Origin of the sequence: Streptomyces sp. NPDC059785 (assembly GCF_042732375.1) — a bacterium.
In the GTDB taxonomy this organism is placed as follows: domain Bacteria; phylum Actinomycetota; class Actinomycetes; order Streptomycetales; family Streptomycetaceae; genus Streptomyces.
Genome location: NZ_JBHWHV010000008.1, coordinates 178,200 through 204,323, shown reverse-complemented (window position 1 = coordinate 204,323; position 26,124 = coordinate 178,200). Strand labels below are relative to the sequence as shown.

Here is a 26,124-nt window from a genome sequence, read left to right as displayed (position 1 = left end):
GCCCCGCCTATGTCCAACTAGTGAACTCTAAGCTGAGCCGTTGGGGTTACCTCCCGTCAAGAGGTTGAGCCGCATCCGAGCGACACGGGTGCTCGTACGGGCCCCCCGGTGCCCCGTACGGGGGTCCGGGGCCCGGCACGGCGACGCCGCCCGGCAAAGGACCGGGCGGCGTCTCAGGTACGGCGGGTTACTTAAGGGCGCCGGCGGTGAGTCCCTGGACGACCTGGCGCTGGAAGACCACGTACGCGGCGAGCACCGGCAGCATCGCCATCACCAGACCGGCGAAGAGACCGGACCAGTCGCCCTTGTAGCCCTGGCTGGTGGCCAGTTCGACCAGGCCCTGGGAGAGGACCTTTTTGTCCGGGTCGGTGTTGAGGACCGTCGGCAGCATGTACTGGTTCCACTGGCCGAGGAAGTTGAAGATGCCGACGCTGATCAGACCCGGCTTGGCCATCGGCAGCATGATCTGGAAGAAGGTCCGGGTGTGCGAGGCCCCGTCGACGAACGCGGCCTCGGCGATCGAGGTCGGCAGCGTCCGGAAGAACGAGGTGAGGAAGAACACCGTGAACGGCAGCGAGTAGGCGATGTAGACGAGGATCAGGCCCGGCAGCGTGTTCAGCAGCGCCATGTTGTTGAGCACGTAGAACAGGGGCACCAGGGCGAGCATCACCGGGAAGCTCATGCCGCCGACGAACAGGAAGTAGATGAACCGGTTGCCCGGGAATTCGAACCGGGCCAGCACGTACGCCGCCATCGAGCCGAGCACCAGCGTGCCGGCCAGCGAGCAGCCGACCACGATCAGCGTGTTGCCGAAGTAGTCGCTCATGTGCGCCTGCGACCAGGCCCGTGACCAGTTCTCGAAGTGCAGCCGGTCGGGCAGCGACCAGGGCGAGCTGAAGATGGAGTCGTCGTCCTTGAAGGACGTCATCACCGCCCACACCAGCGGCAGCACGACCATGATCGCCCAGAGGATCAGGACGCCGTGCGAGAAGACGTTGAGGACGCCTCCCTCGCTGCTCTTCGCCTTCCCGGCGGCGGGCTTCGTCTTGGTGACCCGGGGCTCGTCCGCGACCGGCCGGGCGGGCGGGGTGTCAGTGGTCTTCATGGACTAGAACTCCAGCCGCTCGCGTCGGCCCAGCCGCATCACGACCGCCGCGAACAGCAGCGTGACGATGAGCAGGGCGACACCGATCGTCGTTGCGTAGGCGGCGTTCGCGTCGCGGAACGCCGATTGGTAGACGTACAGCGGAAGCACCGTGGTCGAGTAGTCGGGACCGCCGGGGCCCACCGTCATGATCTGCACGGCGGCGAACGCCTCGGCTCCGAGGGCCAGGATTCCCATGTAGACCCAGCCCGACTGCACGGTGTCCCAGAGCAGGGGAACGGTGATCCGGAAGAACGTGGTGGAACGGTTCGCACCGTCCAGGAGCGCGGCCTCGTAGAAGTCCTTCGGAATGGAGGCCATCCCGGCGGAGAAGAGCACCACGAAGAATCCGACGGTGCTCCACAGCAGGACCGCCATCACGCACCACAGGGCGAGATCCGGATCGCCCAGCCAGTTCGGCTGGAAACCCCCGAGACCGACCGCTTTCAGCGTGCCGTTGAGCACGCCGTCATTCGGGTTGTACGCGAACTGGAACAGCAGGGCGACGATCGCGATCGACAGCACCTGCGGGAAGAAATACGCGATCTTGTAGAAACCCGAGCCGCGTACGCCGGTGATGGCGGCGCCCTTCCGGCGCCGCCCCCCGACATTCAGCATGAAGGCGAAGAACAGCGCGAGACCCAGCGTCACCAGCGGCAGCAGCAGCGCGAAGACCAGGCTGTGCTGCAACGACTTCCAGAAGACGTCGTCGTCGAACATTCTGGTGTAGTTGTCGAAACCGACCATCTTGAAGTCGGGGCTCAGGCCGGTCCAGTCGGTGAACGAGTAGTAGATCGCCTGGATGAACGGCCATACGACGAATATCGCGTACAGAGCCAGGGGGACGATCAAGAACCCCGCGATGAACCGGTACTTGCCGTGTTGCATGGTTACCGACCCCGATCGTTTCGCGGCCGCCGCCGCTGGTCACGCCCGCGCACGTGCTGCTGCTACCGCTTCTGCTACGACTGGTGCTTGTAGTGCTTGATGGACTGGTCCTTGGCCGCCGCGTCCGCGAAGCCCTGGATCTTCTTGATGGCCTCGGCCGGGGTCAGTCGGCCGGCCATCATCTCGCCGAGGCCCGCGACGCCGATCTGCTCCTTCTGGAGCTTGACGTACCAGTCCTGGATCCGCGGGTTCACGACGTTGTCGCCGGCCTTGTCCAAGGCCGCGACCGCGGACTTCAGGCCCGGGGTCAGGGTGATGCCCTCGGTGCCGCCGTTGAGCGCGGAGAGCGACTTGACCTGGGTGGTGAAGTTCTTCGAGGAGGCCTCGCTGAGCATGATGCGCAGCTGCTCCATGCCGCCCTCGACGTTGGCGGCCTTGGACGGGACGATGTACGGCTCGCCGCCGGAGGCCCAGATGGTGCCGAACGGCAGCTTGTCCGAGCTGTCGAGGCCGGAGGGCGCGCCGACGGAGAGGTTGAAGTCGTCCGGGATGACGCTCGCGGACTCGTTCTCCACCCAGGAGCCGTTCGGGATGAACAGCGCCTTGCCCTTGGCCCAGGAGGTCTGGGACTGGATGTGGTCGATGCCCGGGGTGCCCTTGAGGATGTAGCCCTTGGCGTAGAGCTCGTAGTACGCCTCGAAGGCGGCCTTGACCGCGGGGTCCTTCCACGCGTTCGGCTCGAGGTTGTCGATCTTGTCGAGCACCTCTCTGCCGCCGATCTTGGCGATGAAGGGGTACAGCGAGAACGGCAGGTAGTACGGGTACTTGCCCGCGTACGTCCAGCCCGCGATGCCCTTCTTCTTGGCCTTCGCGCACAGCGCGAGCATCGCGTCCCAGTCCTCGGGGTACTCCGAGTCGAGCTTCTCCAGGGCGGTCTGCGAGTACCAGACGCCGTAGACCGTGTAGGCGTAGTACATGATCCACACGGGGTCGCCGTCGAACTGGCCCATCTCGACGATGCCGGGGCGCAGCGTGTCGCGGACCTTCTTGTCCGGGTCGTCGACGGACGGCGCGTCAAGGAGCGGCGTCAGGTCGGCGAGCTGCTTCTTGCCGACGAGCACGCCCATGTCCATCTGCTGGGCGCCGGAGTTGTCGATGAGGTCCGGCGGGGTGCCGCCGTTGAACTTCGGCTGGAGCTCGGACTGGATCTTCTGGGTCGAATGGAAATTGACCTTGGCCTTCGGGAACGCCTTCTTGTACTCCGCGTTCGCGTCGGTCGCGTACTTCGTACCGAATCCGCCGTCGAAGATGACCACGGAAAGCGCGGCGGAATCATTGACGCCCAGCGGATTCTTCGCCGTCTTCTTGCCCTGTTCGGCCTTGTTGTCCGAACCGCTGTCGCTGCTGGCACACGCGGACAGGAAGCTCATCGTCGGTACGGAGACCAGACCGAGCGCCGCGGACCGCTTGATCAGATCGCGCCGGCCGACACCCTCGGCCCGTCCGTTCTCGGCGGAAGTGGATCCCATGCTCAAGTCCTCGCCTTCTCCAGGACTCAGGCGGTGAACCGGATCCTCCCCGGGCACCGCGGTTGGTACTGCATTACCCGGGGGTCACCCCCCGGACCCCTGCGGAAAAGAGCGAGCCGGACGTGGAGTCCGGTGCCTCCGCGAAGGGACGTCGGTAGAGCTGGGTCGTGCCTTGTGCCGGGATCAGCCGGAATTCGAGTGACGGATGCGTTTTCGGCGCATTCCGCCGCTTCCCCCGTCCCCCGGGTCGTACCGGTCCACAACCGTCGAACGGCTACGCGGACGCCGACAGGTATAGTCCACTTCCTGTGGACGGAGCAAGATCGAAAGCAAGGTTGGCCATCGGTCTTTTCCGAGTTGAGACCTCGCGGAAATACGGGGTGGCCGCACGTAACTCCGGCGCGCACCGGTGGCCCGCAATCCGCTCTTGACAAGCGCCCGCACCGGCCCCCGTCAGGCAGAAGGCCCGGACGCCACATCCAACACCCTTGACATCCCACTTAACTTGACCACCTACTGGTCCTTGCGCAGCGAATTTGACAACGTTGTCCAAGGCGCAGGGAGGGTGCTCGCGCATGCATCACAGAGCTCGGCTCAGATGGGGTTCCTCGGCGGTCGTCTCGGCGGCCGCCCTGGCGCTGGTGGCGGCCTCGCAGGGCGCCGCCGTCGCCCGGCCCCCCGAACGGGCGGTGGCCGACCGGGAGTTCGCGTCCTCGTTCGAGGCGGACGACCCGGCACCGGACTGGCTGAACACGGTCGACACGGCGGCCGACGGCACGAAGCGGGCCTCCGGTGTCGACGGCGGCTACAGCAGCGGCATTCCCGGCAATGTGACCAACCAGGTCACCGACGTCCGGGCCAACGGCGAGAACACCGGCTCGGGCGAGGTCAAGGAGAACCTCGTCGACGTCGAGCCGAGCACCAAGTGGCTGACCTTCGAACCCACCGGCTGGGTGGAGTTCGACCTCGACTCGCCGGTCAAGCTGGCCGCGTACGCGCTGACGTCCGCCAACGACCACGACGAGCGCGACCCCAAGGACTGGACGCTCCAGGGGTCCGCGGACGGCAAGGACTGGAAGACCCTCGACACCCGCACCGGGGAGTCGTTCTCCGAGCGGTTCCAGACCAGGACGTACGACCTGGCGGAACCCGTCGAGTACCAGCACTTCCGTCTGGAGATCACCAAGAACAACGGCGCCTCCGACGCCACGCAGCTCGCCGACGTCCAGTTCTCCACGGGCGGCAGCGAGGGCGACCCGGTGCCCGAGGACATGCTCTCGCTGGTCGACCGGGGCCCCAGCGGCTCGCCGACCGCGAAGGCGGGCGCGGGCTTCACGGGCAAGCGGGCGCTGCGCTACGCCGGCACCCACAAGGGCGAGGGCCGGGCGTACTCGTACAACAAGGTCTTCGACGTGAATGTGGCCGTCGCCCGGAACACCCAGCTCTCGTACAAGATCTTCCCGTCGATGGCGGACGGTGATCTGGACTACGACGCCACGAACGTGTCGGTGGACCTCGCCTTCACGGACGGCACCTATCTGAGCGACCTGGGCGCCACCGACCAGCACGGGTTCACGCTGACCCCGCAGGGCCAGGGCGCCGCGAAGTCCCTCTACGTCAACCAGTGGAACAGCGTCACCTCGGGCATCGGCTCGGTCGCGGCCGGCAAGACCGTCGACCGGATACTCGTGGCGTACGACTCGCCCAAGGGCCCGGCGAAGTTCCGCGGCTGGCTGGACGACGTCGCGCTGAAGACGGTCGCGCCCGAGAAGCCGAAGGCGCATCTGTCGGACTACGCGCTCACCACCCGCGGCACCAACTCCAGCGGCGGTTTCAGCCGCGGCAACAACATCCCGGCGACGGCCGTGCCCAACGGCTTCAACTTCTGGACGCCGGTGACCAACGCCTCCTCGCTGAGCTGGCTCTACGACTACGCGCGCGGCAACAACGCGGACAACCTGCCGACGATCCAGGCGTTCAGCGCGAGCCACGAGCCGAGCCCGTGGATGGGCGACCGGCAGACCTTCCAGGTGATGCCGTCGGCCGCGTCCGGGACTCCGGACACCGGGCGCGACGCCCGCGAGCTGGCCTTCAGGCACGAGAACGAGACCGCGAAGCCGTACTACTACGGCGTGACGTTCGAGAACGGTCTCAAGGCGGAGATGGCGCCGACGGACCACGCGGCGGCGCTGAGGTTCACCTATCCCGGTGACGACGCGAGCGTGGTCTTCGACAACGTCACCGACCAGGCGGGCCTGACCCTCGACAAGGAGAACGGTGTCGTCACCGGCTACTCGGACGTGAAGTCCGGGCTGTCGACCGGCGCGACCCGGCTCTTCGTCTACGGCGTCTTCGACAAGCAGGTGACCGACGGCGACTCCTCCGGCGTCAAGGGCTACCTGAAGTTCAAGACCGGCGCGGACCACACGGTCACCCTGCGTCTGGCCACCTCGCTGATCAGCGTCGACCAGGCCAAGGACAACCTGCGCCAGGAACTGCCCTCCGGCACGTCCTTCAACACCGTCAAGGCACGGGCGCAGGCGCAGTGGGACAAGATCCTCGGCAAGGTCGAGGTCGAGGGCGCCACCGCGGACCAGCTGACCACGCTGTACTCCAGCCTGTACCGGCTGTACCTGTACCCGAACTCGGGCTTCGAGAAGGTCGGCAAGAAGTACCAGTACGCGTCGCCGTTCTCGAAGATGGAGAGCCAGGACACCCCGACGCACACCGGCGCCAAGATCGTCGACGGCAAGGTGTACGTCAACAACGGCTTCTGGGACACCTACCGGACCACGTGGCCCGCGTACTCGTTCCTGACGCCGGACAAGGCCGGTGAGATGGTCGACGGCTTCGTGCAGCAGTACAAGGACGGCGGCTGGACCTCGCGCTGGTCCTCGCCCGGTTACGCGGACCTGATGACCGGCACCTCCTCGGACGTGGCCTTCGCGGACGCGTACGTCAAGGGTGTCGACTTCGACGCGGAGGCCGCCTACGACGCGGCGGTGAAGAACGCCACCGTCGTCCCGCCGTCCTCGGGCGTCGGCCGCAAGGGCATGGACACCTCGCCGTTCCTCGGCTACACGAGCACCGACACCCACGAGGGTCTGTCGTGGGCGCTGGAGGGCTACCTCAACGACTACGGCATCGCCGAGATGGGCCAGAAGCTCTACAAGCAGACCGGCAAGAAGCGCTACAAGGAGGAGTCCGCCTACTTCCTGAACCGCGCCCAGGACTACGTCAGCCTCTTCGACTCCCAGGCCGGCTTCTTCCAGGGCAAGGACGCCAAGGGCGACTGGCGCGTGGAGTCCTCGAAGTACGACCCGCGCGTGTGGGGCTACGACTACACCGAGACCAACGGCTGGGGCTACGCCTTCACCGCCCCGCAGGACAGCCAGGGTCTCGCCAATCTCTACGGCGGCAAGTCGGGTCTCGCGGACAAGCTCGACGAGTACTTCTCCACCCCGGAGACGGCCTCCTCCGAGTTCACCGGCTCCTACGGCGGTGTCATCCACGAGATGACCGAGGCGCGTGACGTCCGGATGGGCAACTACGGGCACTCCAACCAGGTCGCCCACCACGTCAACTACATGTACGACGCGGCCGGGCAGCCCTGGAAGACCCAGAAGAACGTGCGCGAGGTGCTCTCCCGCCTCTACACCGGCAGCGACATCGGGCAGGGCTACCACGGCGACGAGGACAACGGCGAGCAGTCGGCCTGGTACCTGTTCTCCTCGCTCGGCTTCTACCCGCTGGTCATGGGCAGCGGCGAGTACGCCATCGGCTCCCCGCTGTTCAAGAAGACGACCGTCCACCTGGAGAACGGCCGCGACCTGGTGATCAAGGCGCCGAAGAACAGCGCGAAGAACATCTACGTGCAGGGCCTTCGGGTCAACGGCAAGAAGTGGACCTCCACCTCGCTGCCGCACTCGGTGATCTCCAAGGGCGGTGTCCTGGACTTCGACATGGGCTCGAAGCCGTCGTCGTGGGGCACCGGCAAGAACGCGGCGCCCGTGTCGATCACGCAGGACGACGAGGTGCCGACGCCGCGCGCGGACGTGCTGAAGGGCGACGGCGCGCTGTTCGACAACACCTCGGCGACGGACGCGGCCGTCACCTCGGTGGACCTGCCGGTCGGCGCGAAGACCAAGGCGGTGCAGTACACGCTGACGTCGTCCGCCGACCACACCAAGGCGCCGACCGGCTGGACCCTCCAGGGCTCCTCGGACGGCACCCACTGGAAGACCCTCGACAAGCGCTCGGGCCAGTCCTTCACCTGGGACAAGCAGACCCGCGCGTTCTCCGTCGCCTCGCCGGGTAACTACGGGAAGTACCGCCTGGTCCTGGACGGCGAATCGACCGTGGCGGAGGTGGAACTGCTCGCCTGAGCCCACGAGTTGGGAGTCCCCGTGCCCCTTCCCGCTGCCGTGCCCGTGCCCGTCCTCCCGGACGGTGTCGACCCGGCCTGGCTGCCGCCCGCGGCCTTCGGACCGCTCGGCGCCCGCCGGGTCCTGATCCGCGGATCAGGACCGCTGGCGGACACGGTGCACGGGGAAGTGGCCGGGGCCTGCGCCCGGTCCGGAGGCCGCGTCGAACGCGGCCCCGGACCGGGCGCGTCCCGTTTCGACCTCGTACTGGAGACGGACGGCACGGGCGGCTCGGGCGGCGAGGAGTTCGTCTGCGGACGCAGCGCCGGTACGACGACCGTGACCGCCTCCGGCGGGGCCGGACTGCTGTACGGGCTCTTCCACGTGGTCCGCCTCGGCGAGGACGCGTTCCGCGGGGCGTGGGCGCCCGAGCCGCACCGCCCGGCGCTCGCCCTGCGGATGCTGGACCACTGGGACAACGTGGCCGTGCACCCGGTCATGGGCCAGGTCGAGCGCGGCTACGCGGGCGGCTCGCTGTTCTGGGCGGACGGCAGGGCCCGCGCCGAGCCGGCCGGCCTGGAGCGGATACGGGCGTACGGCAGGCTGCTGGCGGCGTGCGGGATCAACGCCGTGTCCGTCAACAACGTCAATGTGCACGAGACCGAGGCGCACCTGCTGACCGACCGGATCGGCGAGGTCGCGGCCATCGCCGCCGCACTGCGCCCGTACGGGATCCGGGTGCACCTGTCCGTCTCCTTCGCCGCGCCGGTACTGCTCGGCGGGCTGCCCACGGCCGACCCGCTGGACGAGGAGGTGCGGGCGTGGTGGGCCGGTGCCACGCGACACGTCTACGAGGAGATCCCGGACTTCGGCGGCTACGTGGTGAAGGCCGACTCGGAGGGGCAGCCGGGCCCGTTCGCGTACGGCCGCAGTCACGCGGACGGCGCGAACCTGCTGGCCGCCGCGCTCGCGCCGCACGGCGGCACGGTGCACTGGCGGGCCTTCGTCTACGACCACCGCCAGGACTGGCGGGACCGGACGACGGACCGGGCGCGGGCCGCGTACGACCACTTCACGCCGCTGGACGGGGAGTTCGCCGCGAACGCGGTGCTCCAGGTCAAGCACGGGCCGCTGGACTTCCAGGTGCGGGAGCCGGTCTCGCCGCTGATCGGGGCGATGGAGCGGACCCGGCTCGCGGTGGAGGTGCAGGCCACCCAGGAGTACACGGGGCAGCAGCGGCACGTGTGCTGGCTGGGGCCGATGTGGAGTGAGGTGCTGCGGTTCCGGCCGGAGGGGGACACAGGGGCCGCTGTCGGCGAGCTGGCGCGAGGCGGTCTGGTCGCCGTCTCCAACGCCGGGGACGACCCGTTCTGGACCGGGCATCCGCTGGCCCAGGCGAACCTGTACACCTTCGGGCGGCTGGCCTGGGACCCCGGCGCCGATCCGGCCGCCGTCCTGGACGACTGGATCCGGCTCACGTTCGGGGCGGGTCCCGCGGCCGGGCTGCACGCCGTCCTGGACGGTTCCTGGCGGACGTACGAGAAGTACACGGCGCCGCTCGGGGTGGGCTTCATGGTGCAGCCGGGCCACCACTACGGGCCGAGCGTGGACGGCTACGAGTACAGCCCCTGGGGGACGTACCACTTCGCCGACCGGGACGGGATCGGGGTCGACCGCAGCGCGGCCACCGGGACGGGGTACGCGGCGCAGTACGCACAGCCGTGGTCCGAGCGGTACGAGTCGCCGGACACCTGCCCCGACGAGCTGTTGCTGTTCTTCCACCACGTGTCGTACGGGCACATGCTGAAGAGCGGGAAGCCGGTGATCCAGCACATCTACGACACACACTTCGAGGGTGTGGAGGAGGTGGCGGAGGCCGCACGGGTGTGGGCCTCGCTCGCCGGGCTGGTCGACCCGGCCCGGCACGCCCGGGTGAGCGAACGCTACGAGGAACAGCTCCGCGGCGCGCGGGAGTGGCGGGACCAGGTCAACAGCTACTTCCTGCGGAAGTCGGGTGTGCCCGACGCACAGGGGCGTCGCATCTACTGAGGGCTCAGGATGACGACACCCAGTGGATCGAGGGTGAAGGGTGCGCCCGCCTCGACCCGTTTGCCGGTCAGCAGGTCGGTGGCGGTGGTGTGCGCGGTCAGGCGGGCGGGCTCCCGGCCGTGGTTGAGGAGGAAGAGCAGCCGGGTGCCGTCGGGGGCGGTGCGGGTGGCGGTCTCGACGGTGCGGTGCCCCGCGTAGGGGCCGGTCAGGTCGTGGCGGGCCAGGACGCGCCGCACGACCTCGTCGACGCCGTCCTGGTCGAGGGCGGTGGCGACGTACCAGCCCTCGCCCGCGCCGAAGCGGTTGCGGGTGACGGCCGGGCTTCCCGCGTAGAAGTCGGCGCCGTACGTGGCGACCGGCTCGGCGCCGCGCGGCAGCACGATCTCGAAGACGAGCCGCGCCCCGGCCGACAGCTCGGGCACGGGCTGGACGAACTCCGGTGGCCGCGCGTCCCATTCGTCCACCCGGACGCCCGTCAGGGGAGCCAGCGGTCCGGGGACGTCGGTGAGGAAGGCGCGGTCGTGCTCGTCGGCCCGGCCGGACAGGAAGGTGGTGAGCACCGTGCCGCCGCGCTCGGCCACGGCTTCGAGACGGGCGGCGAGGTCCCCCTTGACCAGGTGCAGGACGGGCGCGAGGACCACGTCGTACGGGGTGAGGTCGGCGGTCACCGGGACCACGTCCACGTCGGCGCCGGACGCGCGGGCGGCCCGGTAGTAGGCGTGCACGACGTCCTGGTAGCGGACCAGCCGGGACGGGCCGTCGGACATCTCCAGCGCCCACCAGCTGTCCCAGTCGAAGAGCAGGGCGGTACGGGCGGGGGTACGGGCGCCGAGCGTCGCGTCGCCGAGCGCGGCCAGCTCCTCGCCCAGGGCGGCCACTTCGCGGAAGACCCGGGTGTCGTCGCGGCCCGCGTGCCCGACGACCGCCCCGTGGTACTTCTCGCAGGCCCCCCGGGACGCCCGGAGCTGGAAGTACAGGGCCGCGTCGGCGCCGTGCGCGACGGCCTGGAAGGTGGCCAGGCGCAGTTCGCCGGGGCGCCGGAGCGGGTTGACGTCGCGGCAGGCGGTGGTGGACGGGGTCTGCTCCATCAGCCAGAACGGGGCGCCGTCCTTCAGGCCGCGCATCAGGTCGTGGGCGAGGGCGGGCCAGGTCGGCGGGGCGTCCAGCGGCGGATAACTGTCCCAGGAGGCGAAGTCGAGGTGTGGCGCCCAGCGGTGGTAGTCGAGCGGGCGGTACATGCCCATGAAGTTGGTGGTGACGGGGGTGTCCGGGTCGTGGGCGCGGACCGCCTCCTTCTCCGCGACGAAGCAGCCGAGCAGCGCGTCCGTCATGAACCGCCGGTAGTCCAGGGTGGTGCCCTGGAAGGCGGTGTGGTCGGGGCCGCGCCAGTGCTCGGTGAGCGCGCTCGGCGGCTCGATCTCGTCCCAGTCGGTGTAGCGGTGCGACCAGAAGGTGGTGCACCAGGCGTCGTTGAGCGCGTCCAGGGTGCCGTGCCGCTCGCGCAGCCAGCCGCGGAAGGCGGCGGCGCACAGGTCGCAGTAGCAGGCGCCGCCGTACTCGTTGCCGATGTGCCAGGCGAGCAGCGCGGGGTGGTCCGCGTACCGTTCGGCGAGGCGGCCGGCCAGGGCGGTGGACAGCCGCCGGTACGCCGGTGAGCTGGGGCAGAAGTTGTGCCGCTGGCCGTAGCGGTGGCGGCGGCCCTCGAAGTCGGTGCGGTTGACCTCCGGGTACCTCTTCGCCAGCCAGGGCGGGACCGCGGCGGTGCCGGTGGCCAGGCAGACCCGGCGACCCTCGGCGGCGGCGCGGTCCAGGACGCGGTCGAGGACGGTGAAGTCGCAGGTGTCCTCGGCGGGCTGGGTGAGGGACCAGGAGAAGACGCCGACGGTGAGGGTGTCGATCCCGGCCCGTGTGAAGAGCCGGTGGTCCGCGTCCCACACCTCCTCGGGCCACTGCTCGGGGTTGTGGTCGCCGCCGTACCGGATGCGATCGGTCATACCGTGAAGTCCTCCAGGGTTTCGGCGATCACCGGGCGGCTGCTGTGCAGCAGGGAGAGCAGCAGCGGGGCGGCCAGCAGGGCGGGCAGCGCCTCGGTCAGGAGGGCGGTGAGCCCGCCGGCCAGGACGAGCAGCGAGGCGGCGCCCAGGGTGGCGCGGCCGTGTCGGAGCAGGAAGTACCCGGCGAGGCGGGCGGTGTCGCGGGTGCGGAAGGCGAACAGGGAGGTGAGGACGAGGGCGTGCGCGCCCCAGAGGAGGGAGCCCGCGCCGACGGCGAGGAGCAGCACCGCCCACCAGCCGGGCAGGCCGGTCGCGGCGAAGTGGGTGAGGGTGAACGCGATCAGGGTGAGCCAGGCCAGCAGCGGTGCCCACAGCTTCAGCACGGGCAGCGCGTTGAGCCGCAGGCCGCGCCGGTAGGCGCGGGCCGGGTGCAGGTCGGTGAGGTCGCGGTCGCGGTGGTGCAGGGCGTAGAGGGCGGCGGAGACGGCCGGGCCGAGGGGCAGCAGGCAGAGGGCGGCCAGCGGCAGGTTGGCCGGGTCATTGCCCGCGAGCAGGAGCACGGGCAGGCCCGGGGAGGCGGCCAGGAGGAGCAGCACCTCCACCGTGAGGAGCGTGTGGACCAGGGCGGCGGCGCGGGAGAGCGGCCCCGTACCGAAGGCAGCACCGGGCGCGCTCACCGCGGCTCCCCTGCCGGACGGCGGCCCCGGCTGCCCCCGCACCCCGCCGAGCGGCGGCGCGGGAGAGCGGCCCCGTACCGAAGGCAGCACCGGGCGCGCTCACCGCGGCTCCCCTGCCGGACGGCGATCCCGGCTGCCCCGCACCCCGCCGAGCGGCGGCGCGGGAGAGCGGCCCCGCGCCGAAGGCAGCACCGGACGCGCTCACCGCGGCTCCCCTGCCGGACGGCGGCCCCGGCTGCCCCGCACCCCGCCGAGCGGCGGCGCGGGAGAGCGGCCCCGCGCCGAAGGCAGCACCGGACGCGCTCACCGCGGCTCCCCTGCCGGACGGCGGCCCCGGCTGCCCCGCACCCCGCCGAGCGGCGGCCCCGGTTCTCCCGGCTGTCCCGGCACCCCGCCGAGCGGCGGCCCCGGCTCCCTTCCGAGCAGCCGTCCCTCGTCCGCCCAGGGCGGCGTCTCGTCCCGTACCGGCTCGATCTCGGCGAGGGTGATCTCGTGGCGGCTCAGGGTGAGGCGCAGGTCCACCCGGCCGTTCTCGACGGGCAGCCGCCGGTGACCGCGGGCGGGCTCGGCGGCCTCGCGGAGGATCTCCAGCTGACGCGCGCCGGGCGAGCGCGGACCGCCCATCCGCTGCCAGGCCGTACGGGCGTTGCCGTGCTCCTCGTCCACGGTGGACCGGCGGACGAAGACCTCGCCCGGGGGCGCGGGGACGGACAGGTGCACGGTGTGCCGTCCGGGCCCGGGTGTCTCGCCGGTCGGGTCGACGGGGGACCAGGCCAGGACGACCGTGCGGCCGTCGGGGTGCCGGGTGACCAGGTGGTCGTCGCCGCGCGCCAGCAGTTCGCCGCCCGTCCGGGCCAGGAACGCGTACAGGTGGTACGTCGGCTTCTTGATCTGCCGGTGGGTGAGGAGGCCGAAGCCGCCGTGGAAGAGCGCGGTCGGCACGCCCTCCTCCTCGAACATGTCGCTGAACGTCCAGTACGAGAAGGAGTCGGCGTGGTCGGCGCCTGCGGCCAGGACCGGCGCCAGGTAGGCGGCGTGGAAGGCGGTGTCGTGGACGGGGTTGTCGGGCCGGTAGGAGGAGTTGAACTCGGTGATGTGGACGGGGAGTCCGGCGAGGTGGGTGCCCTTCAGCTCGCGGCGCGGCGCCGCGAACTGGTCGAGCAGCCGGTCCGCCGGGGCGAGCGTCTGGTGCGTGCCGAACGGCACGTGCTGGGCGGGCCCGGAGGTGTAGGCGTGCCGGGAGACGAAGTCGACGGGCACGCCGTGCCGTTCGGTGTACTCGGCGAACCGCTCCAGCCAGCCCTCCCCCGCGCCCGGCGACAGCGCGGGCCCGCCGACCCGGAGCGAGGCGTCGACCTCCTTGACGGCGTGCGCGGTCACCTCGTACAGCCGGTGGTACGCCGATTCGTCCGCGTCCTGCCAGAAGGCCGTCAGGTCGGGTTCGTTCCACACCTCCACGGGCCAGGTGCGGACCTCGTCGAGCCCGTAGCGGTCGACGAGGTGGCCCAGGGTGGCCCTGACCAGCGCGGCCCACTCCTTGTGGTCCGCCGGCGGGGTGACGTTCGCGCCCCACCAGAAGACGGTCTGCTCGCCGGAGGCGAGAGCGGCGGGCATGAAGCCGAGTTCGAGGAACGGGCGGATCCCGGCTTCGAGGAGGGCGTCGACGACCTGGTCGACGTAGGTGAAGGAGTGCCGGACGCGGCGGGTGCCCTGCCAGGTGTACGGGCGGTGGACGCCCATGCCGTCGCTGAGCAGCCCGTGCCCCCGGAGGTACCGGAAACCGATGTCGCGCTGGAGCTGGGCCAGGGAGTCCTGGTGGTCGCGGCGCAGGACGAGTTCGAGGCGGCCGGTGCCGACGCAGTGGCGCCAGGCGTCCGGGAAGCGGCCGGCCGGCCCGGCGGGGACGCGGATCACCCGTTCTCCTTCTGGTAGCGGTCCTTGGCCTTGTTGTGCAGGTCGACGAGCCGGTCCGAGTTCTTGGCCTTGAGCTCGGACACGTAGGCGTCCCAGTCGGACAGCGGGCGCTTGCCGAGGACGAAGCGGAGCATGTTCTGCGTGACGTGGTCCCTGAGCGGGGTGTCCCACAGCGACGCCTGCTCCTGCTCGGCGGACTGGAGCGGATGGGCCGGGCCGACGGGCAGTTGCTCGCGCTCGGCCATGGCGTCCTGGAACTTCTTCTCGTCCGGGCCGAAGCTGGAGGAGACCAGTTCCCAGCTTCCGCCGTAGGTGAAGACGCCGTTGAAGAACCCGTAGTCCTTCTGGAGGTCCTTCGGGGCGTCCGCGTCCGAGCCCATGAGGCTGATGCCGGGCTTCAGCTCGTACCGGCCGCCGGACTCGGTGTAGGTGACGCCCTCGACGCCCCACTTGCAGAACTTCTGGCCCTCGTCCGAGTACCAGAGCCAGTCCGTGAACTGCATCAGCGCCACGAAGCTGTCGCTCTTCAGCGCCTCGCTGGAGATCATGAGGCCGTTCTCCAGGCGGATGCCGCCGAGCACCACCGGGCCCGCGGGGCCGAGCGGTACCGGGACCATCTCGATCTTCGCGCCCTTGACCTGCTTCTCCAGGTTGTAGCGGTAGTTCTGCACCAGCTCCTGCGGGTTGGCGCTGATCGCGAAGCACTTCTCGGCGAGCAGCTTCTTCACCGCGTCGTCGTCGGTCTGCGTGAAGCTCTCGGGGTCGACCAGCTTCTCGGCGACGAGCTTGCGCAGGTACTCGATCACCTGGCGGTAGGCGTCCGTCGCGCCGGTGAAGACGAACTCGTCCGCCTCACCGTCGTAGCTGATGTTGTCGTACGACCAGCCGGCCCTGACCCCGTGCGCCTGCCCGAGGTAGCTGAGCAGGGCGGCGGCCGGGAAGGGGGTGTTGGTGCTCCAGCGGTCGGAGAACGGGTAGCGGTCGGGGTACTCGGCCCTGAGCGCCTTGAGGACGTCGTACACCTCGTCCCAGGTGCCGGGCAGGCCGAGGCCGAGCCGGTCGAGGACGTCGGTGCGCAGGGACAGCGAGTAGCCGGACTTGGGTTTCTCGTGCAGTCCGGGCAGCAGGTAGTACTTGCCGTCGGACTGCCGGATGGAGTCCAGCTCCGGCTCCAGCTTCCATCTGCGCACCTTGTTACGGAAGTTGGGCATGAGCTGGGTGTAGTCGCTGACCGGGAGGATCGCGCCCGACGACACGAACGCGACCTCGGAGGGGTGGTACGTCTTGGGGATCAGGAAGGGGGCGTCGCCCGCGCCGATGAGCAGGCTGCGCTTCTTCTCGTAGTCGCTGAGCGGGACGTCGACGGGCTTGAGGGTGATGCCGGTGCGCTCGGTCAGCTCCTTCCAGAACAGCCAGCCGTCCTTCCTGGGGTAGACGGGGTTGTTGTTGTGCAGCAGCGAGAAGGACAGCGGTTTCGTGGCCTTGAACCGCTCGCCCGCACGGTACTCCTTCATCGCGCCGTTCCGCTTCTTGCTCAGGTCCTTGGCGTCGCCGCCGTCGTCACCGCCGCCGCAGCCGGTGAGGGCGGCGAGGCCGGCGGATCCGGCGGCGGCGAGGATCTGGCGCCGCGACAGTCGTCCTGCGTTCTTCACGGGGAACTCCCTTGTTCCGTACGCCGGTTGGGGACAGGTGCGGCGGTCAGCCCTTGACCGCGCCGAGCATCACGCCCGAGACGAAGTAGCGCTGGACGAACGGGTACACGCAGAGGATGGGCAGCGCGGTGAGGACGATGGTGACCGACTGGATGTTCGCCGCGACCTGGCTGAGCTGCTCGGTGCCGGCGCCCGCGTTGCCGCCGCCGGTGGCGCCCGCGATGAGGTTGCGCAGATAGACGGTGACCGGCATCAGCTCGGTCCGGTCGAGGTAGAGGAACGCCCCGAACCAGGAGTTCCAGAAGGACACCGAGTAGAAGAGGACCATCGTCGCCACGACCGCCTTGGACAGCGGCAGCACGACGCGGAGCAGGATGCCGTAGGTGTTCAGGCCGTCGATCTGGGCGGCCTCCTCCAGTTCCTCGGGGAGGCTCTCGAAGAAGGCCTTCATCACCAGCAGGTTGAAGACGCTGACCGCGTTCGGCAGGGCCAGCGCCCAGATGCTGTTCTTCAGACCGAGGCTGGTGATCAGCACGTAGTTGGGGATCAGGCCGCCGGAGAAGAACATGGTGAACACGGCGACGCCGACGAGCACGGTCCGCCCCTTGAGCCGCTTCTTCGACAGGACGTACGCGTAACAGGTCGTCAGGAACATGGCGACGGCGGTGGAGACGGCCGTGTAGAGCACGGTGTTGCCGTAGTTCCGCCAGAACATCGCGTCGTGGAACACGATCCGGTACGTGGTGAGGTTGAACCCCTTGGGCCACAGCGTCACCTCACCGGCGCGGATCTGCCGTTCGCCGCTGAACGAGCGGGCGACGATGTTGACGAAGGGGTACAGGGTCACGACCACGACCAGGGTGAGGACCACCCCGTTGACGCCCTGGAAGATCCGCCGGCTCACCACAGGCTCGTCCCCACGGTCCGGCGCGAGAGCTGGTTGGCCGAGGTGATCAGCACCAGGCCGATCACCGCCTCGAAGAGGCCGATCGCGGCGGCGTAGCTGAAGCTGTTGGATTCCACGCCCGTGCGGTAGAGGTAGGTGGAGATCACGTCGGCGGTCGGGTACGTCAGCGGGTTGTACAGCAGCAGGATCTTCTCGAAGCCGACCGCCATGAAGGTGCCGATGTTGAGGATCAGCAGCGTGACCATGGTGGGCCGGATGCCGGGCAGGGTGACGTGCCAGATCTGCCGCAGCCGGCCCGCGCCGTCGATGCGGGCGGCCTCGTAGAGGTCTTCGTCGATGGTGGTGAGCGCGGCGAGGTAGAGGATCGTGCCCCAGCCCGCGGTCTGCCAGATCTCCGAGCCGATGTAGATCGTGCGGAACCACTCCGGTTCCTGGATGAAGCGGACCGGATCGTGCCCGAACCAGCCCAGGACGTGGTTGACCGGGCCGTCGGTGGCCAGCATCTGGAGCGTGATGCCCGCGACGATCACGATCGACAGGAAGTGCGGCAGGTACGACACCGACTGCACGAAGCGTTTCAGGGAGCGCCGCCGCACCTCGTTGAGGAGCAGCGCGAGGACGATCGGCACGGGGAAGCAGAAGACGAGCGTGAGCCCGCCGAGCCACAGGGTGTTGCGGAAGACCTGCCAGAAGGTGGGGTCGGTGAGGAACATCCGCACATAGCGCAGGCCCACCCACTGCTCGCCGAGGATCGAGCCGCCCGGCTCGAAGCGGCGGAAGGCGATCACGTTGCCGATCATCGGCAGATAGCGGAAGACCAGGAAGAACAGCAGCGGCAGCACGGCCAGCGAGTAGAGCTGCCAGTCGCGGCGCAGGGCTTTGGGAATGCTCATGCTCGGGCCTCCCGTGGCGTGACAAGGGACGCGGAACCGAAACTTTCGAGCCTTGAACCGTAATCTTGCGGCAACTTAGAGGGAGCAGAAAGCGCTGTCAATGGGTGGTGCAGCACGGGAAATTGAGACCGGTATGCGGCGTCGACAGCGGTCGCTCAGGGCAGAGAAGGAGAGAAACGGACCGGAGGAACACCGACACTTTCTGTCCATCGGCCGCAACAATCGGACGTCCTGACCGAGTGCCCGCACCGGAGGTGCCCCGTGCCCGCGTTCGACCTGCCCCTCGCAGAGCTGGAGCGTCACCGCCCGGAGCCCGCGGAGCCCCCGGACTTCGACGCGTTCTGGCGGGCCACCCTCGACGGGGCCGCGTCCGGCGACCCGCTGGTCTCCGTGCGCGAGGTGGCGACCGGACTGCGGCTGACCCGGACCTGGGACGTGGCCTTCCGCGGCTTCGCGGGCGACCCGGTGCGCGCCTGGTACAGCAGACCCGCGGCGATCCCCACGGCCGAACCACTGCCCGCGGTCGTCGAGTACGCCGGGTACGGCCGCGGCCGCGGTCTCCCGCACACGCGGCTGACCTGGGTGAACGCCGGGTACGCGCATCTGCTGATGGACAACAGGGGCCAGGGCGACCAGTACGGCTGCGGCGGGGACACCCCCGACCCGCACGCCTCGGCGCCGGGCGGCCCGGGACCGGCGGTACGCGGTCTGCTCGCGCCGCACACCTACCACTACCGCCGGCTGGTCACGGACGCGGTGCGCGCGGTCGCCGCCGTGCGCGCGCTGCCCGGTGCGGACGCCGCCCGCACGGCGGCCGTCGGCAACAGCCAGGGCGGCGGACTCGCGCTCGCCGTCGCCGGGCTCGTCCCCGACCTGGCGGCCGTCCTGGTCACCGCCCCGTTCCTGTGCGGCATCCGGCGCGCCCTGGACCTGACCGACGCGAGCCCGTACGGGGAGATCGCCGCGTACCTGTCCGTCCACCGGGACGCCGAGCAGGCCGCCTACCGCACGCTCTCCTACGTGGAGGGGATCTCCTTCGCCCGGCGGGCCCACGCCCCGGCCCACTTCGGGGTGGGCCTGCGCGACACGGTCTGCCCGCCGAGCGGCGCGTACGCGGCCTTCAACCGGTACGCGGAACTGAGCGGCGCGGACCCCCGCAAGGAGATCCGCGCCTACCCGTTCAACGGTCACGAGGGCGGTGACGCCGTCCACGTGCGCCGCCAGCTCGACTGGCTGCACGCGGAGTGGGGCACCGCCCCCGGACCGGTCAGTCCACGGCCAGCGTGAACACGTGCAGGTCGCCGTTGTCCGGCAGTTTCACGCTCTTGATGCTCTTGCCGGCAGGGGCCTCGAAGGGCGTGGTGGCGAAGACGTACGTCGCCACCGGGTCCTTGTCGGCGCCCGCGACATTGCGGTACGCCGCCTTGGCGACGACCTCGTTGCCGTACTGCACGGTGCCGCCCCCGCCGCCGACGGTCCAGTCCGTGAAGGACAGGTCGACGGCGTCGGTCGAGCCGTCGGTGTAGGTGACGGTCGCCTTCGTCTGCTGGTTGCCGTTGACCGCGCTGCCGAGGAAGGACAGCTTCGTGGCGGGCGAGGCGAGGCCGATCGTCTGGGACACGCCCGTGGCGTTGTCGGGGCGGCCCGCCGGGGAGTTGGGCCAGGTGTAGGTGAGACCGCCGGACAGGGTGCCCTGCTCGCCGGGGGTCAGGCCCGCGTCGGCCAGCGCCTGCCGGGAGTAGCTCCAGCCGCCGCCGTCGTAGTCCGCCTCGTCGTGGTCGCCCTCGTCGTCCGAGACACCGGTGTTGTTGTAGGCGGCCAGCAGCGAACCGGGCGCCGCGACGGTGAGCGCCACCGGCTGCTCGTACGAGGTGCCGTCCGAGGTCACCGTCACCTGGACGTCGTAGAAGCCCTGCTCGGCGTCGTCGGCTGCGGTGAGCGTGATCCGCTGGGCGCCGTCGCTCACCGTGCCCTCGGCCGGGGTGGCCGTCACGCCCTCGGGCGTCTCCACCTGATAGCGCACCTCGGGTCCTTCGCCGCCGCTCAGCGCCAGGGCACGGATGTCGACGCTCGTGCTGCCGCCCGGGGCGAGCGTGGCCGTGGTCGGTCCGACGCCGATCTGGTACGGCTGCTCGCCCGTGCGGAAGGACGGCGGGGCGTCGGCCTCGGCGCTGCCCCACGTCTTGTCCGGGCTCGTCCCGAGCGTGTAGTCGAGGGTGCCGCCGCGCTGGACGAAGGACGCCGGGAGCCAGGCACGGCCGCTGCTCTTCCCGTTCACCTTCAGGGACTGCACGTACGGCGCGTCGGCCGCCGCCCCCTTCGCCCGGATCGAGATGTCCTTGCCGCCGGGGCGGGAGATCTCGGCCCGCTCGAACAGCGGGGAGGACAGGACGAGTTCGGCGCGCGAGGGCACCTGCGGGTACATGCCGAGGGCGGAGAAGACGTACCAGGACGACATCTCGCCCAGGTCGTCGTTGCCGGGGATGCCGCCGGGCTCGGTGGACCAGAGCTGCTTCATCGCCGCGCGGACCGTGTCCTGCGTCTTGTAGGGCGCACCGGCGTACGCGTACAGGTAGGGGACGTTGATCGACGGCTCGTTGTCCATCTCCGACTTGTCGCCGCCGCTGCCGGTGAACGCCCAGCCGCCGTCGGCGTCGTGGAAGAAGGTGTCGAGCCGCTGAAGGGCCTTGTCCTTGCCGCCCATCGCCGCGAAGAGACCGGCGGGGTTGTGCTGCACCATCCAGGTGTACTGGGCCGCCGTGCCCTCGACGAAGCCGTTGCCGGTGGCCGGGGTGAAGCCGGTGACCCAGCTGCCGTCGGCCTTGCGGTTGGCGATGTAGCCGCCGGTGTCGTCGGCCGCGAGGTTGAAGTTGTTCTGCCAGTACTGCGACCGCTCGGCGAAGGCCGCCGCCGTCTTCCTGTCACCGGCGGCCGTGGCCAGCTCGGAGAGCGCGAAGTCGGCGCCGGACATCTCCAGCGTCTCGGCCGCGCCGCCCCAGGCGTTGGAGACGGACGGCATGTAGTGGTGCTCCAGGTACTTGTCGAGCGAGGGACGCTGCCCGACCGACAGGACCGGCTTGCCGGCCGGCGACAGGTCGCCCTCGGTGGGCACGGTGGCCGCCTTGACCAGGGACTTCAACGCGCCGCGCAGGTCGAAGCCGGTGCCGCCGAAGGCACGGATGCCCGCGAGCGCGGCGGGCGAGGGGTCGCCGTTCATGACGTGCGTGCCGCTCGCGCCGTGCAGCCAGCGGTCCCAGACTCCCCCGTTCTGCCCCGCCAGTACGTACAGCGACTGCGCGATGTCGGAACCGGTGTCCGGGTCGAGCAGGGTCAGCAGCTGCACCTGGGAGCGGTAGATGTCCCAGCCGGAGAAGGTCCCGTACTGGGCGCCGTGGCCGCGCCCGACGGTGTGCACCTCGCCGTCGGGGCCCCGGTATCTGCGGTCGGCGTCGCTGATCACGTTCGGGTGCAGCAGCGCGTGGTAGAGCGCGGTGTAGAAGGTGGTGCGGTCGGCCTCGGCGCCGCCGCCGACCCGGATCGCGCCGAGCCGCTCCCGCCAGGCCTTCCGCGCGGCCTGCTGGACGGAGGCGAAGGACCGCTTCGGCGGGTTCTCCTTCGCGAGGTTGGCCGCCGCGCCCGCCTGGCTGACGTACGAGATGCCGACCTTGACGTTCACCGGCCCCGAGCCCGGCGCGAACGTCACGTAGCCGCCCGCGCCCTTGCCCGCGACCGGCCGGCCGCCGTTCGCGAAGCCGCCCGTGCCGCCGCTCGCCTCGGTGCTCCCCGGGCTCAGCTTCTCGTCCTGCCAGGTGCCGGTCGCCTCGAAGGCCCGGTCGAAGTGCGCGGTGAAGTGCAGCGTGTAGTAGCTGCGCTGCCCCTCCGGGTCGAGGTAGCCGCAGAAGTTGCCCGAGGTGACGGAGCCGGAGACCGTACGGGTCCTGGCGTCGATGTGCACGTCCGAAGCGGTCGAGCCCACCTCGGAGTTGGCGGTGCGGATCAGCAGCGAGGCCGGCTTGTCCGCGGGGAAGGTGAAGCGGCCCGAGCCGGTGCGCGCGGTCGCGGTGAGGTCGGCGGTGACGCCGGAGGCGAGTCCGACCTTGTAGTGGCCGGGCTCGGCGGTCTCGTCCGGGTGCGCGAAGTCGGACGCGTAGACCGCGTCCTTGGTGTCGCTCGCCGGGGAGGAGGTAACCTCACCGGCGTACGGGAAGAACGGGATGTCGCCGCTGCCGCCCGCGCACCCGGTGCCGGACATGTGCGTGAGGCTGAAGCCGCGGACGCGGGTGGCGTCGTACTGGTAGCCGCCGGGCGCGGTCGTGCGGGTGGCGTCGCCGCGGGTGGTCTCCGGGCTCCAGGAGAGCATGCCGAACGGGGTCACGGCGCCGGGGAAGACGTTGCCGCCGTTCTTGGTGCCGATGAGCGGATCGACGTACGCGGTGGGGTCCTTGACGAGGTCCGGCGGACCGGACGCGGGCGCGGCCAGGGCCGGAGTGGCGCCACCGGCCGCCAGGGCGACGGCGAGCAGCACGGATGACGGACGGAAACGCATGACGCGGCCCCTCCTCCTTCGGACGGGTCGCACACCACAGGTCGCACAAGCCGCAGGGACAGTAACGCGCGCCACGGGCGGCACGGAAGACCGCGTACGGGGGTGTGTCCGGGGAGTGCGGCTCGTGGGCACGGAGCACGCGGCCAAGTTTCCTGACATCGTTGTCCGTTGGCCTGGTGAGGCGATACAGTCATGTACAGCACACGTTAGACAACGTTGTCGTGCGCCTCGCGCCCGTCACAAGCCACGCAGTACGACAGACCACGCACCACGACAGACCACGCACCACCCCGGGCCGGCCTTCCCCCCTTCAGCCGGTCCGGGCTCGCGGACCGGGTGAGTCCCGCCACCCACCCGGTCCGCCCCGAGTGCACGCCTCCCGGCCGGTCAGCCGACCTGGCAGGGCAGCGTGGTCGCCGGATCGCCGCCCGAACCGTTGACGGTGTACCCGAAGGTCGCGGTACCGCCCGGATCCAGCGACCCGTTCCAGTCGGCGTTGTGCACCATCACGTCCTGCCCCTGGTAGGTCGCCTTCCCGTTCCAGAGACTTGCCACGGTCTGCCCGCCGGGCAGCGTCCAGTCGACCATCCAGCCGAGCATCGGCACGTCACCGCTGTTGGTGACGGTCACCTCGGCCTGGTAGCCGCCGGACCAGCTGCCGGTGGTGCGGCGGGTGGCCGTGCAGGCGCCGGGTGGCGGCTCGGTGGCGTCGCCCGGGTCGTGAATGCCCGTCACCTCGCCGTTGCCGCCGTCGAAGACGACGTCGGAGCAGGAGTAGAAGGTCTCCGCGCTGTCCGAGCGCTGCCAGACCATGTAGACGATGTGGCGGCCGGACTTGCCGGACGGGAGCTGGCCCGACCAGGAGTAGTTGGCCTCGACCGTGCCCGGCGAACCGTTCAGCGGCGGGTGGTCGACGGTCAGGAACGGCTGGTCCTCCATGTCGTCCCAGGTCAGCGTCTGCGTCGGGTCGAAGCCGTCCTTGGTGACGTAGACGTAGAACCAGCCCGGGTGCGCGGCCCAGGCGTTGTACGAGAAGTCGACGGTCGCGCCCGAGGTGAGGTGGGTGACCGGCCAGTCGTCGCGGGCCGCGTTGAAGCCGGTGAAGTTGGTGTTGCCGCCGCTGCACAGCTCGCCGTCCGGCACGAAGCCGCGGGTGCGCCCGGCGCCGTCGGAGCGCAGCACCGAGAACCAGTTGTAGAACGGCGTGGTGCCGCTGACCTGCTGGGCGTTCCGGCAGGCCGGGTTGACCGGCTTGATCTCACCGGTGTCGGTCAGCGCGTCCTGCCAGCACAGGAAGGTGCGGCTGGCGGGTTTCATCGGCGTGCCGTGCGCCTGAGCGGTGCCGCCGGCCGTGGCGACCAGGCCGAGCGCGGGGAACACGGTCGCGAGGGCCAGCAGGACGAGGAGGAGACCTCTGCGCCGGGTGGGCAACCGTAATCGCTTGGATGTTGAGAACATGACAAGGGGCTCCTTCCCTGGTGCCGTGCGGGGCGGAGGTGAGGCGGGAGCGGTTTCCGTGGCGGGTTCCGGTCCGCGTGACATGGGAGCGCTCCCACCTCACTCAACCGGAAGTTAGCGCGCACGGGCACCGCTGTAAACGCCTGGCACCGCGTCAACGCCCGGCGCGGCGGGGGTCATACAAGCCAGGCGGGGTCATACGGGTCATACGTCGGCCACACGCCGGTCACGCGTCCTCTTCGCGGCGCAGGGCCCGGGTGGCGACGTCCAGGAAGTCGCGCAGCCGCCGGTCGCGCCGGTCCTGGACCACGGCCAGGCAGTACCCGACGGGCTCGCGGTCCGTGACGGTGAGGTGGACGAGGTCGGGGCGGGAGTAGGAGCGGGCGACGCTCCGCGGCACCAGCGCGATCCCGTGCCCGGCGGCGACGAGCTCGAATTTCTCCTCGATCGACGACGTCCGCCGCGCCTGCGCGTCGAGGACGGTCTCGCCGTCGAGGTCCGCCGAGGTGAGCGTCCGGCGGCGGGCCAGCGGATGGGACCGGGGCAGACAGGCGACCCTGGGTTCGCTGCCGAGGGGGACGGTCCGCAGCCCCTTCTCGTCGAACGGCCGCCGCAGCAGGCCGACGTCGGCCCGGCCGTCCCTGAGCGGCGCGTCCTGCTCCCACCAGCGCAGCGGGAAGAGCTCGATCTCCACCTCCGGGTGGACGGCCGTGAACGCGCGGACCGCCTCCGACACGTACAGCCCGGCGGCGAAGGCGACGACCAGCCGCTCGACGCCCCGGTCGGCGTCGTGCACCCGCCGGACCGCCGCGTCGACGGCCGCGATGATGCCGCGCGCCTCCTCGTGCAGCCGCTCCCCCGCGGCCGTCAGCTCCACGCTGCGGGTGGTGCGGACGAGCAGCGCGCACCCCAGCTCCTGCTCGAAGGCGCGGATCTGCCGGCTGAGCACCGGCTGCGCGATGTAGAGCTGCCGCGCGGCCCGGCCGAAGTGCCGGTGGTCGGCCACCGCGACGAAGTAGCGCAGCTTGCGCAGATCCAGATCCATACCGCGAGGGTAGCGCTCATTCATACCCACCAGGCATCAATGGTCGTCAAAGGGTATTGGACGCCCGCCCGGGGCCGCCCGGAGACTCGACGCATGATCGTCATCACCACGCCCACGGGCGACATCGGCAGCCGGCTCCTTCGCATGCTCCTCGACAGCGCACCCACCCACGGCGAGGAACTGCGCGTCATCGTGCGCGACCCCGCCAGGCTCCCCGGCCCGGTCCGCGAGCGCGGCCGCGTCGAGGTAGTGACCGGCTCGCACGGCGACGCCGACGTGGTCGGCCGGGCCTTCGCCGGTGCGGACGCCGTCTTCTGGCTGGTCCCGCCGGCTTTCCGGGCGCCGAGCCTGGACGCCGCGTACACCGGGTTCACCCGTGCCGCCGCGCGGGCCTTCGCGGATCACGGAGTCGGGCACGTGGTCGGGGTCTCGGCGCTCGGCCGCGGCACCCCCGTCGCGGACCGCGCCGGGCTCGTCACGGCCTCCCTGGCCATGGACGACTTCATCGCGGGTACGGGCGTGGCCTACCGGGCGCTGGCGAACCCCGGGTTCATGGACAACGTGCTGCGCGGTGCGGCCGCGATCCGCGACGAGGGGGTGTACGCCGACACCGCCGACGCCGACCGGAAGGCGCCGACGGCCGCCACCCGCGACATCGCCGCGGCCGCCGCCGCGCTGCTCCTCGACCGGTCGTGGACCGGCACCGGCGAGGTCCCGCTCCTCGGCCCCGAGGACCTCTCGCCGAACGACATGGCGCGCATCATGTCCGAGGTGCTCGGCCGCCCGGTGCGCTACGTACGCCGGTCGCTCGAGGACGCCGGCGCGACGCTCGCCGCGCACGGCGCCGGTGAAGCCTTCGTCCAGGGCTGGGTCGACATGATGCGCGCCAAGGACGAGGGCCTCGACGCGGGCGTCCCCCGCACCCCGGAGACGTCGAGTCCGACGAGCTTCCGGGAGTGGTGCGAGCAGGTACTCGCACCGGCCGTACGGGGCTGAGCCGGGACCCGACCGACGACGCCCGGCGGAGAGCGACGAGCGGCGCTCCGCCGGGGCAGGCCCGTCAG

Annotated in this window: 16 protein-coding genes; 4 read left to right on the top strand and 12 right to left on the bottom strand. The window is 70.5% G+C overall.

Annotation, left to right across the window (positions count from 1 at the left end):
- Nucleotides 1–187: 187 nt before the first annotated feature.
- The 3 genes from ACFV6E_RS09025 to ngcE all read right to left on the bottom strand — a co-directional run bounded on the left by ACFV6E_RS09025 (nucleotide 188) and on the right by ngcE (nucleotide 3,561).
- Nucleotides 188–1,105 carry a carbohydrate ABC transporter permease gene (locus ACFV6E_RS09025; protein WP_385173281.1) on the bottom strand — a complete coding sequence of 306 codons (918 nt, stop codon included), beginning with the start codon at nucleotides 1,103–1,105 and terminating at the stop codon, nucleotides 188–190.
- A gap of 3 nt (nucleotides 1,106–1,108) precedes the next feature.
- The gene (locus ACFV6E_RS09020) at nucleotides 1,109–2,032 is read right to left on the bottom strand and encodes a carbohydrate ABC transporter permease (protein ID WP_385460167.1); all 924 of its coding nucleotides are present in this window, start codon (nucleotides 2,030–2,032) and stop codon (nucleotides 1,109–1,111) included.
- 74 nt (nucleotides 2,033–2,106) lie between these two features.
- Nucleotides 2,107–3,561, bottom strand: a complete 1,455-nt coding sequence (ngcE, locus tag ACFV6E_RS09015) for an N-acetylglucosamine/diacetylchitobiose ABC transporter substrate-binding protein (protein WP_385460165.1) — start codon at nucleotides 3,559–3,561, stop codon at nucleotides 2,107–2,109.
- Nucleotides 3,562–4,136: 575 nt separating this feature from the next.
- Here ngcE and ACFV6E_RS09010 point away from each other — a divergent pair.
- Together ACFV6E_RS09010 and ACFV6E_RS09005 are read left to right on the top strand one after the other, a co-directional pair.
- A complete protein-coding gene (locus tag ACFV6E_RS09010; protein ID WP_385460163.1) occupies nucleotides 4,137–7,946 on the top strand; it encodes a GH92 family glycosyl hydrolase in 3,810 nt (1,269 codons plus the stop codon).
- 21 nt (nucleotides 7,947–7,967) lie between these two features.
- Nucleotides 7,968–9,974 carry an alpha-glucuronidase gene (locus ACFV6E_RS09005; protein WP_385460161.1) on the top strand — a complete coding sequence of 669 codons (2,007 nt, stop codon included), beginning with the start codon at nucleotides 7,968–7,970 and terminating at the stop codon, nucleotides 9,972–9,974.
- Here ACFV6E_RS09005 and ACFV6E_RS09000 read toward each other — a convergent pair.
- From ACFV6E_RS09000 to ACFV6E_RS08975, 6 genes are all read right to left on the bottom strand, one after another.
- Nucleotides 9,968–11,968 (bottom strand): beta-galactosidase, encoded by a 2,001-nt coding sequence (locus tag ACFV6E_RS09000; RefSeq protein ID WP_385460159.1) that lies wholly within the window; start codon nucleotides 11,966–11,968, stop codon nucleotides 9,968–9,970. The genes ACFV6E_RS09005 and ACFV6E_RS09000 overlap by 7 nt on opposite strands.
- On the bottom strand, nucleotides 11,965–12,645 hold the full coding sequence (locus ACFV6E_RS08995) for a hypothetical protein (RefSeq protein ID WP_385460157.1): 681 nt from the start codon (nucleotides 12,643–12,645) through the stop codon (nucleotides 11,965–11,967). The genes ACFV6E_RS09000 and ACFV6E_RS08995 overlap by 4 nt, the downstream gene beginning before the upstream one ends.
- Before the next feature lie 303 nt (nucleotides 12,646–12,948).
- A complete protein-coding gene (locus tag ACFV6E_RS08990; RefSeq protein WP_385460155.1) occupies nucleotides 12,949–14,559 on the bottom strand; it encodes a xylan 1,4-beta-xylosidase in 1,611 nt (536 codons plus the stop codon).
- Complete coding sequence (locus ACFV6E_RS08985; protein WP_385460153.1) at nucleotides 14,556–16,211, bottom strand: extracellular solute-binding protein; 1,656 nt, start codon at nucleotides 16,209–16,211, stop codon at nucleotides 14,556–14,558. The genes ACFV6E_RS08990 and ACFV6E_RS08985 overlap by 4 nt, the downstream gene beginning before the upstream one ends.
- Nucleotides 16,212–16,257: 46 nt before the next feature.
- A complete protein-coding gene (locus ACFV6E_RS08980) occupies nucleotides 16,258–17,118 on the bottom strand; it encodes a carbohydrate ABC transporter permease (RefSeq protein ID WP_385460151.1) in 861 nt (286 codons plus the stop codon).
- On the bottom strand, nucleotides 17,112–18,011 hold the full coding sequence (locus tag ACFV6E_RS08975) for an ABC transporter permease (protein WP_385460150.1): 900 nt from the start codon (nucleotides 18,009–18,011) through the stop codon (nucleotides 17,112–17,114). Before ACFV6E_RS08975 ends, ACFV6E_RS08980 begins: the two co-directional genes overlap by 7 nt.
- A gap of 261 nt (nucleotides 18,012–18,272) precedes the next feature.
- Between ACFV6E_RS08975 and ACFV6E_RS08970 the strand changes: the two genes are divergently transcribed.
- Nucleotides 18,273–19,298: an acetylxylan esterase gene (locus ACFV6E_RS08970; protein WP_385460148.1), complete on the top strand. Its 1,026-nt coding sequence runs from the start codon at nucleotides 18,273–18,275 to the stop codon at nucleotides 19,296–19,298.
- Here the strand turns inward: ACFV6E_RS08970 and ACFV6E_RS08965 are convergent.
- The 3 genes from ACFV6E_RS08965 to ACFV6E_RS08955 form a co-directional block, all read right to left on the bottom strand.
- Nucleotides 19,279–22,557, bottom strand: a complete 3,279-nt coding sequence (locus tag ACFV6E_RS08965; protein ID WP_385460146.1) for a GH92 family glycosyl hydrolase — start codon at nucleotides 22,555–22,557, stop codon at nucleotides 19,279–19,281. The genes ACFV6E_RS08970 and ACFV6E_RS08965 overlap by 20 nt on opposite strands.
- A 387-nt stretch (nucleotides 22,558–22,944) precedes the next feature.
- Complete coding sequence (locus ACFV6E_RS08960) at nucleotides 22,945–24,015, bottom strand: lytic polysaccharide monooxygenase (RefSeq protein WP_385460144.1); 1,071 nt, start codon at nucleotides 24,013–24,015, stop codon at nucleotides 22,945–22,947.
- A 226-nt stretch (nucleotides 24,016–24,241) separates the two neighbouring features.
- Entirely contained in the window at nucleotides 24,242–25,060 is an 819-nt protein-coding gene (locus tag ACFV6E_RS08955; RefSeq protein WP_385165683.1) for a LysR family transcriptional regulator, read from the bottom strand.
- Between the two features lie 93 nt (nucleotides 25,061–25,153).
- On the opposite strand from ACFV6E_RS08955, the gene ACFV6E_RS08950 reads away from it, so the two are divergent.
- Nucleotides 25,154–26,056 (top strand): NAD(P)H-binding protein, encoded by a 903-nt coding sequence (locus tag ACFV6E_RS08950; protein ID WP_385460142.1) that lies wholly within the window; start codon nucleotides 25,154–25,156, stop codon nucleotides 26,054–26,056.
- Nucleotides 26,057–26,124: the final 68 nt, after the last annotated feature.

Bases quoted from the DNA above. Each gene is read 5' to 3' on its own strand.
- ACFV6E_RS09025 (WP_385173281.1), bottom strand. From the start codon at position 1,105: ATGAAGACCACTGACACCCCGCCCGCCCGGCCGGTCGCGGACGAGCCC.
- ACFV6E_RS08950 (WP_385460142.1), top strand. From the start codon at position 25,154: ATGATCGTCATCACCACGCCCACGGGCGACATCGGCAGCCGGCTCCTT.
- ACFV6E_RS08965 (WP_385460146.1), bottom strand. From the start codon at position 22,557: ATGCGTTTCCGTCCGTCATCCGTGCTGCTCGCCGTCGCCCTGGCGGCC.
- ACFV6E_RS09000 (WP_385460159.1), bottom strand. From the start codon at position 11,968: ATGACCGATCGCATCCGGTACGGCGGCGACCACAACCCCGAGCAGTGG.
- ngcE (WP_385460165.1), bottom strand. From the start codon at position 3,561: ATGGGATCCACTTCCGCCGAGAACGGACGGGCCGAGGGTGTCGGCCGG.
- ACFV6E_RS09010 (WP_385460163.1), top strand. From the start codon at position 4,137: ATGCATCACAGAGCTCGGCTCAGATGGGGTTCCTCGGCGGTCGTCTCG.
- ACFV6E_RS08975 (WP_385460150.1), bottom strand. From the start codon at position 18,011: ATGAGCATTCCCAAAGCCCTGCGCCGCGACTGGCAGCTCTACTCGCTG.
- ACFV6E_RS08955 (WP_385165683.1), bottom strand. From the start codon at position 25,060: ATGGATCTGGATCTGCGCAAGCTGCGCTACTTCGTCGCGGTGGCCGAC.
- ACFV6E_RS08960 (WP_385460144.1), bottom strand. From the start codon at position 24,015: ATGTTCTCAACATCCAAGCGATTACGGTTGCCCACCCGGCGCAGAGGT.
- ACFV6E_RS09020 (WP_385460167.1), bottom strand. From the start codon at position 2,032: ATGCAACACGGCAAGTACCGGTTCATCGCGGGGTTCTTGATCGTCCCC.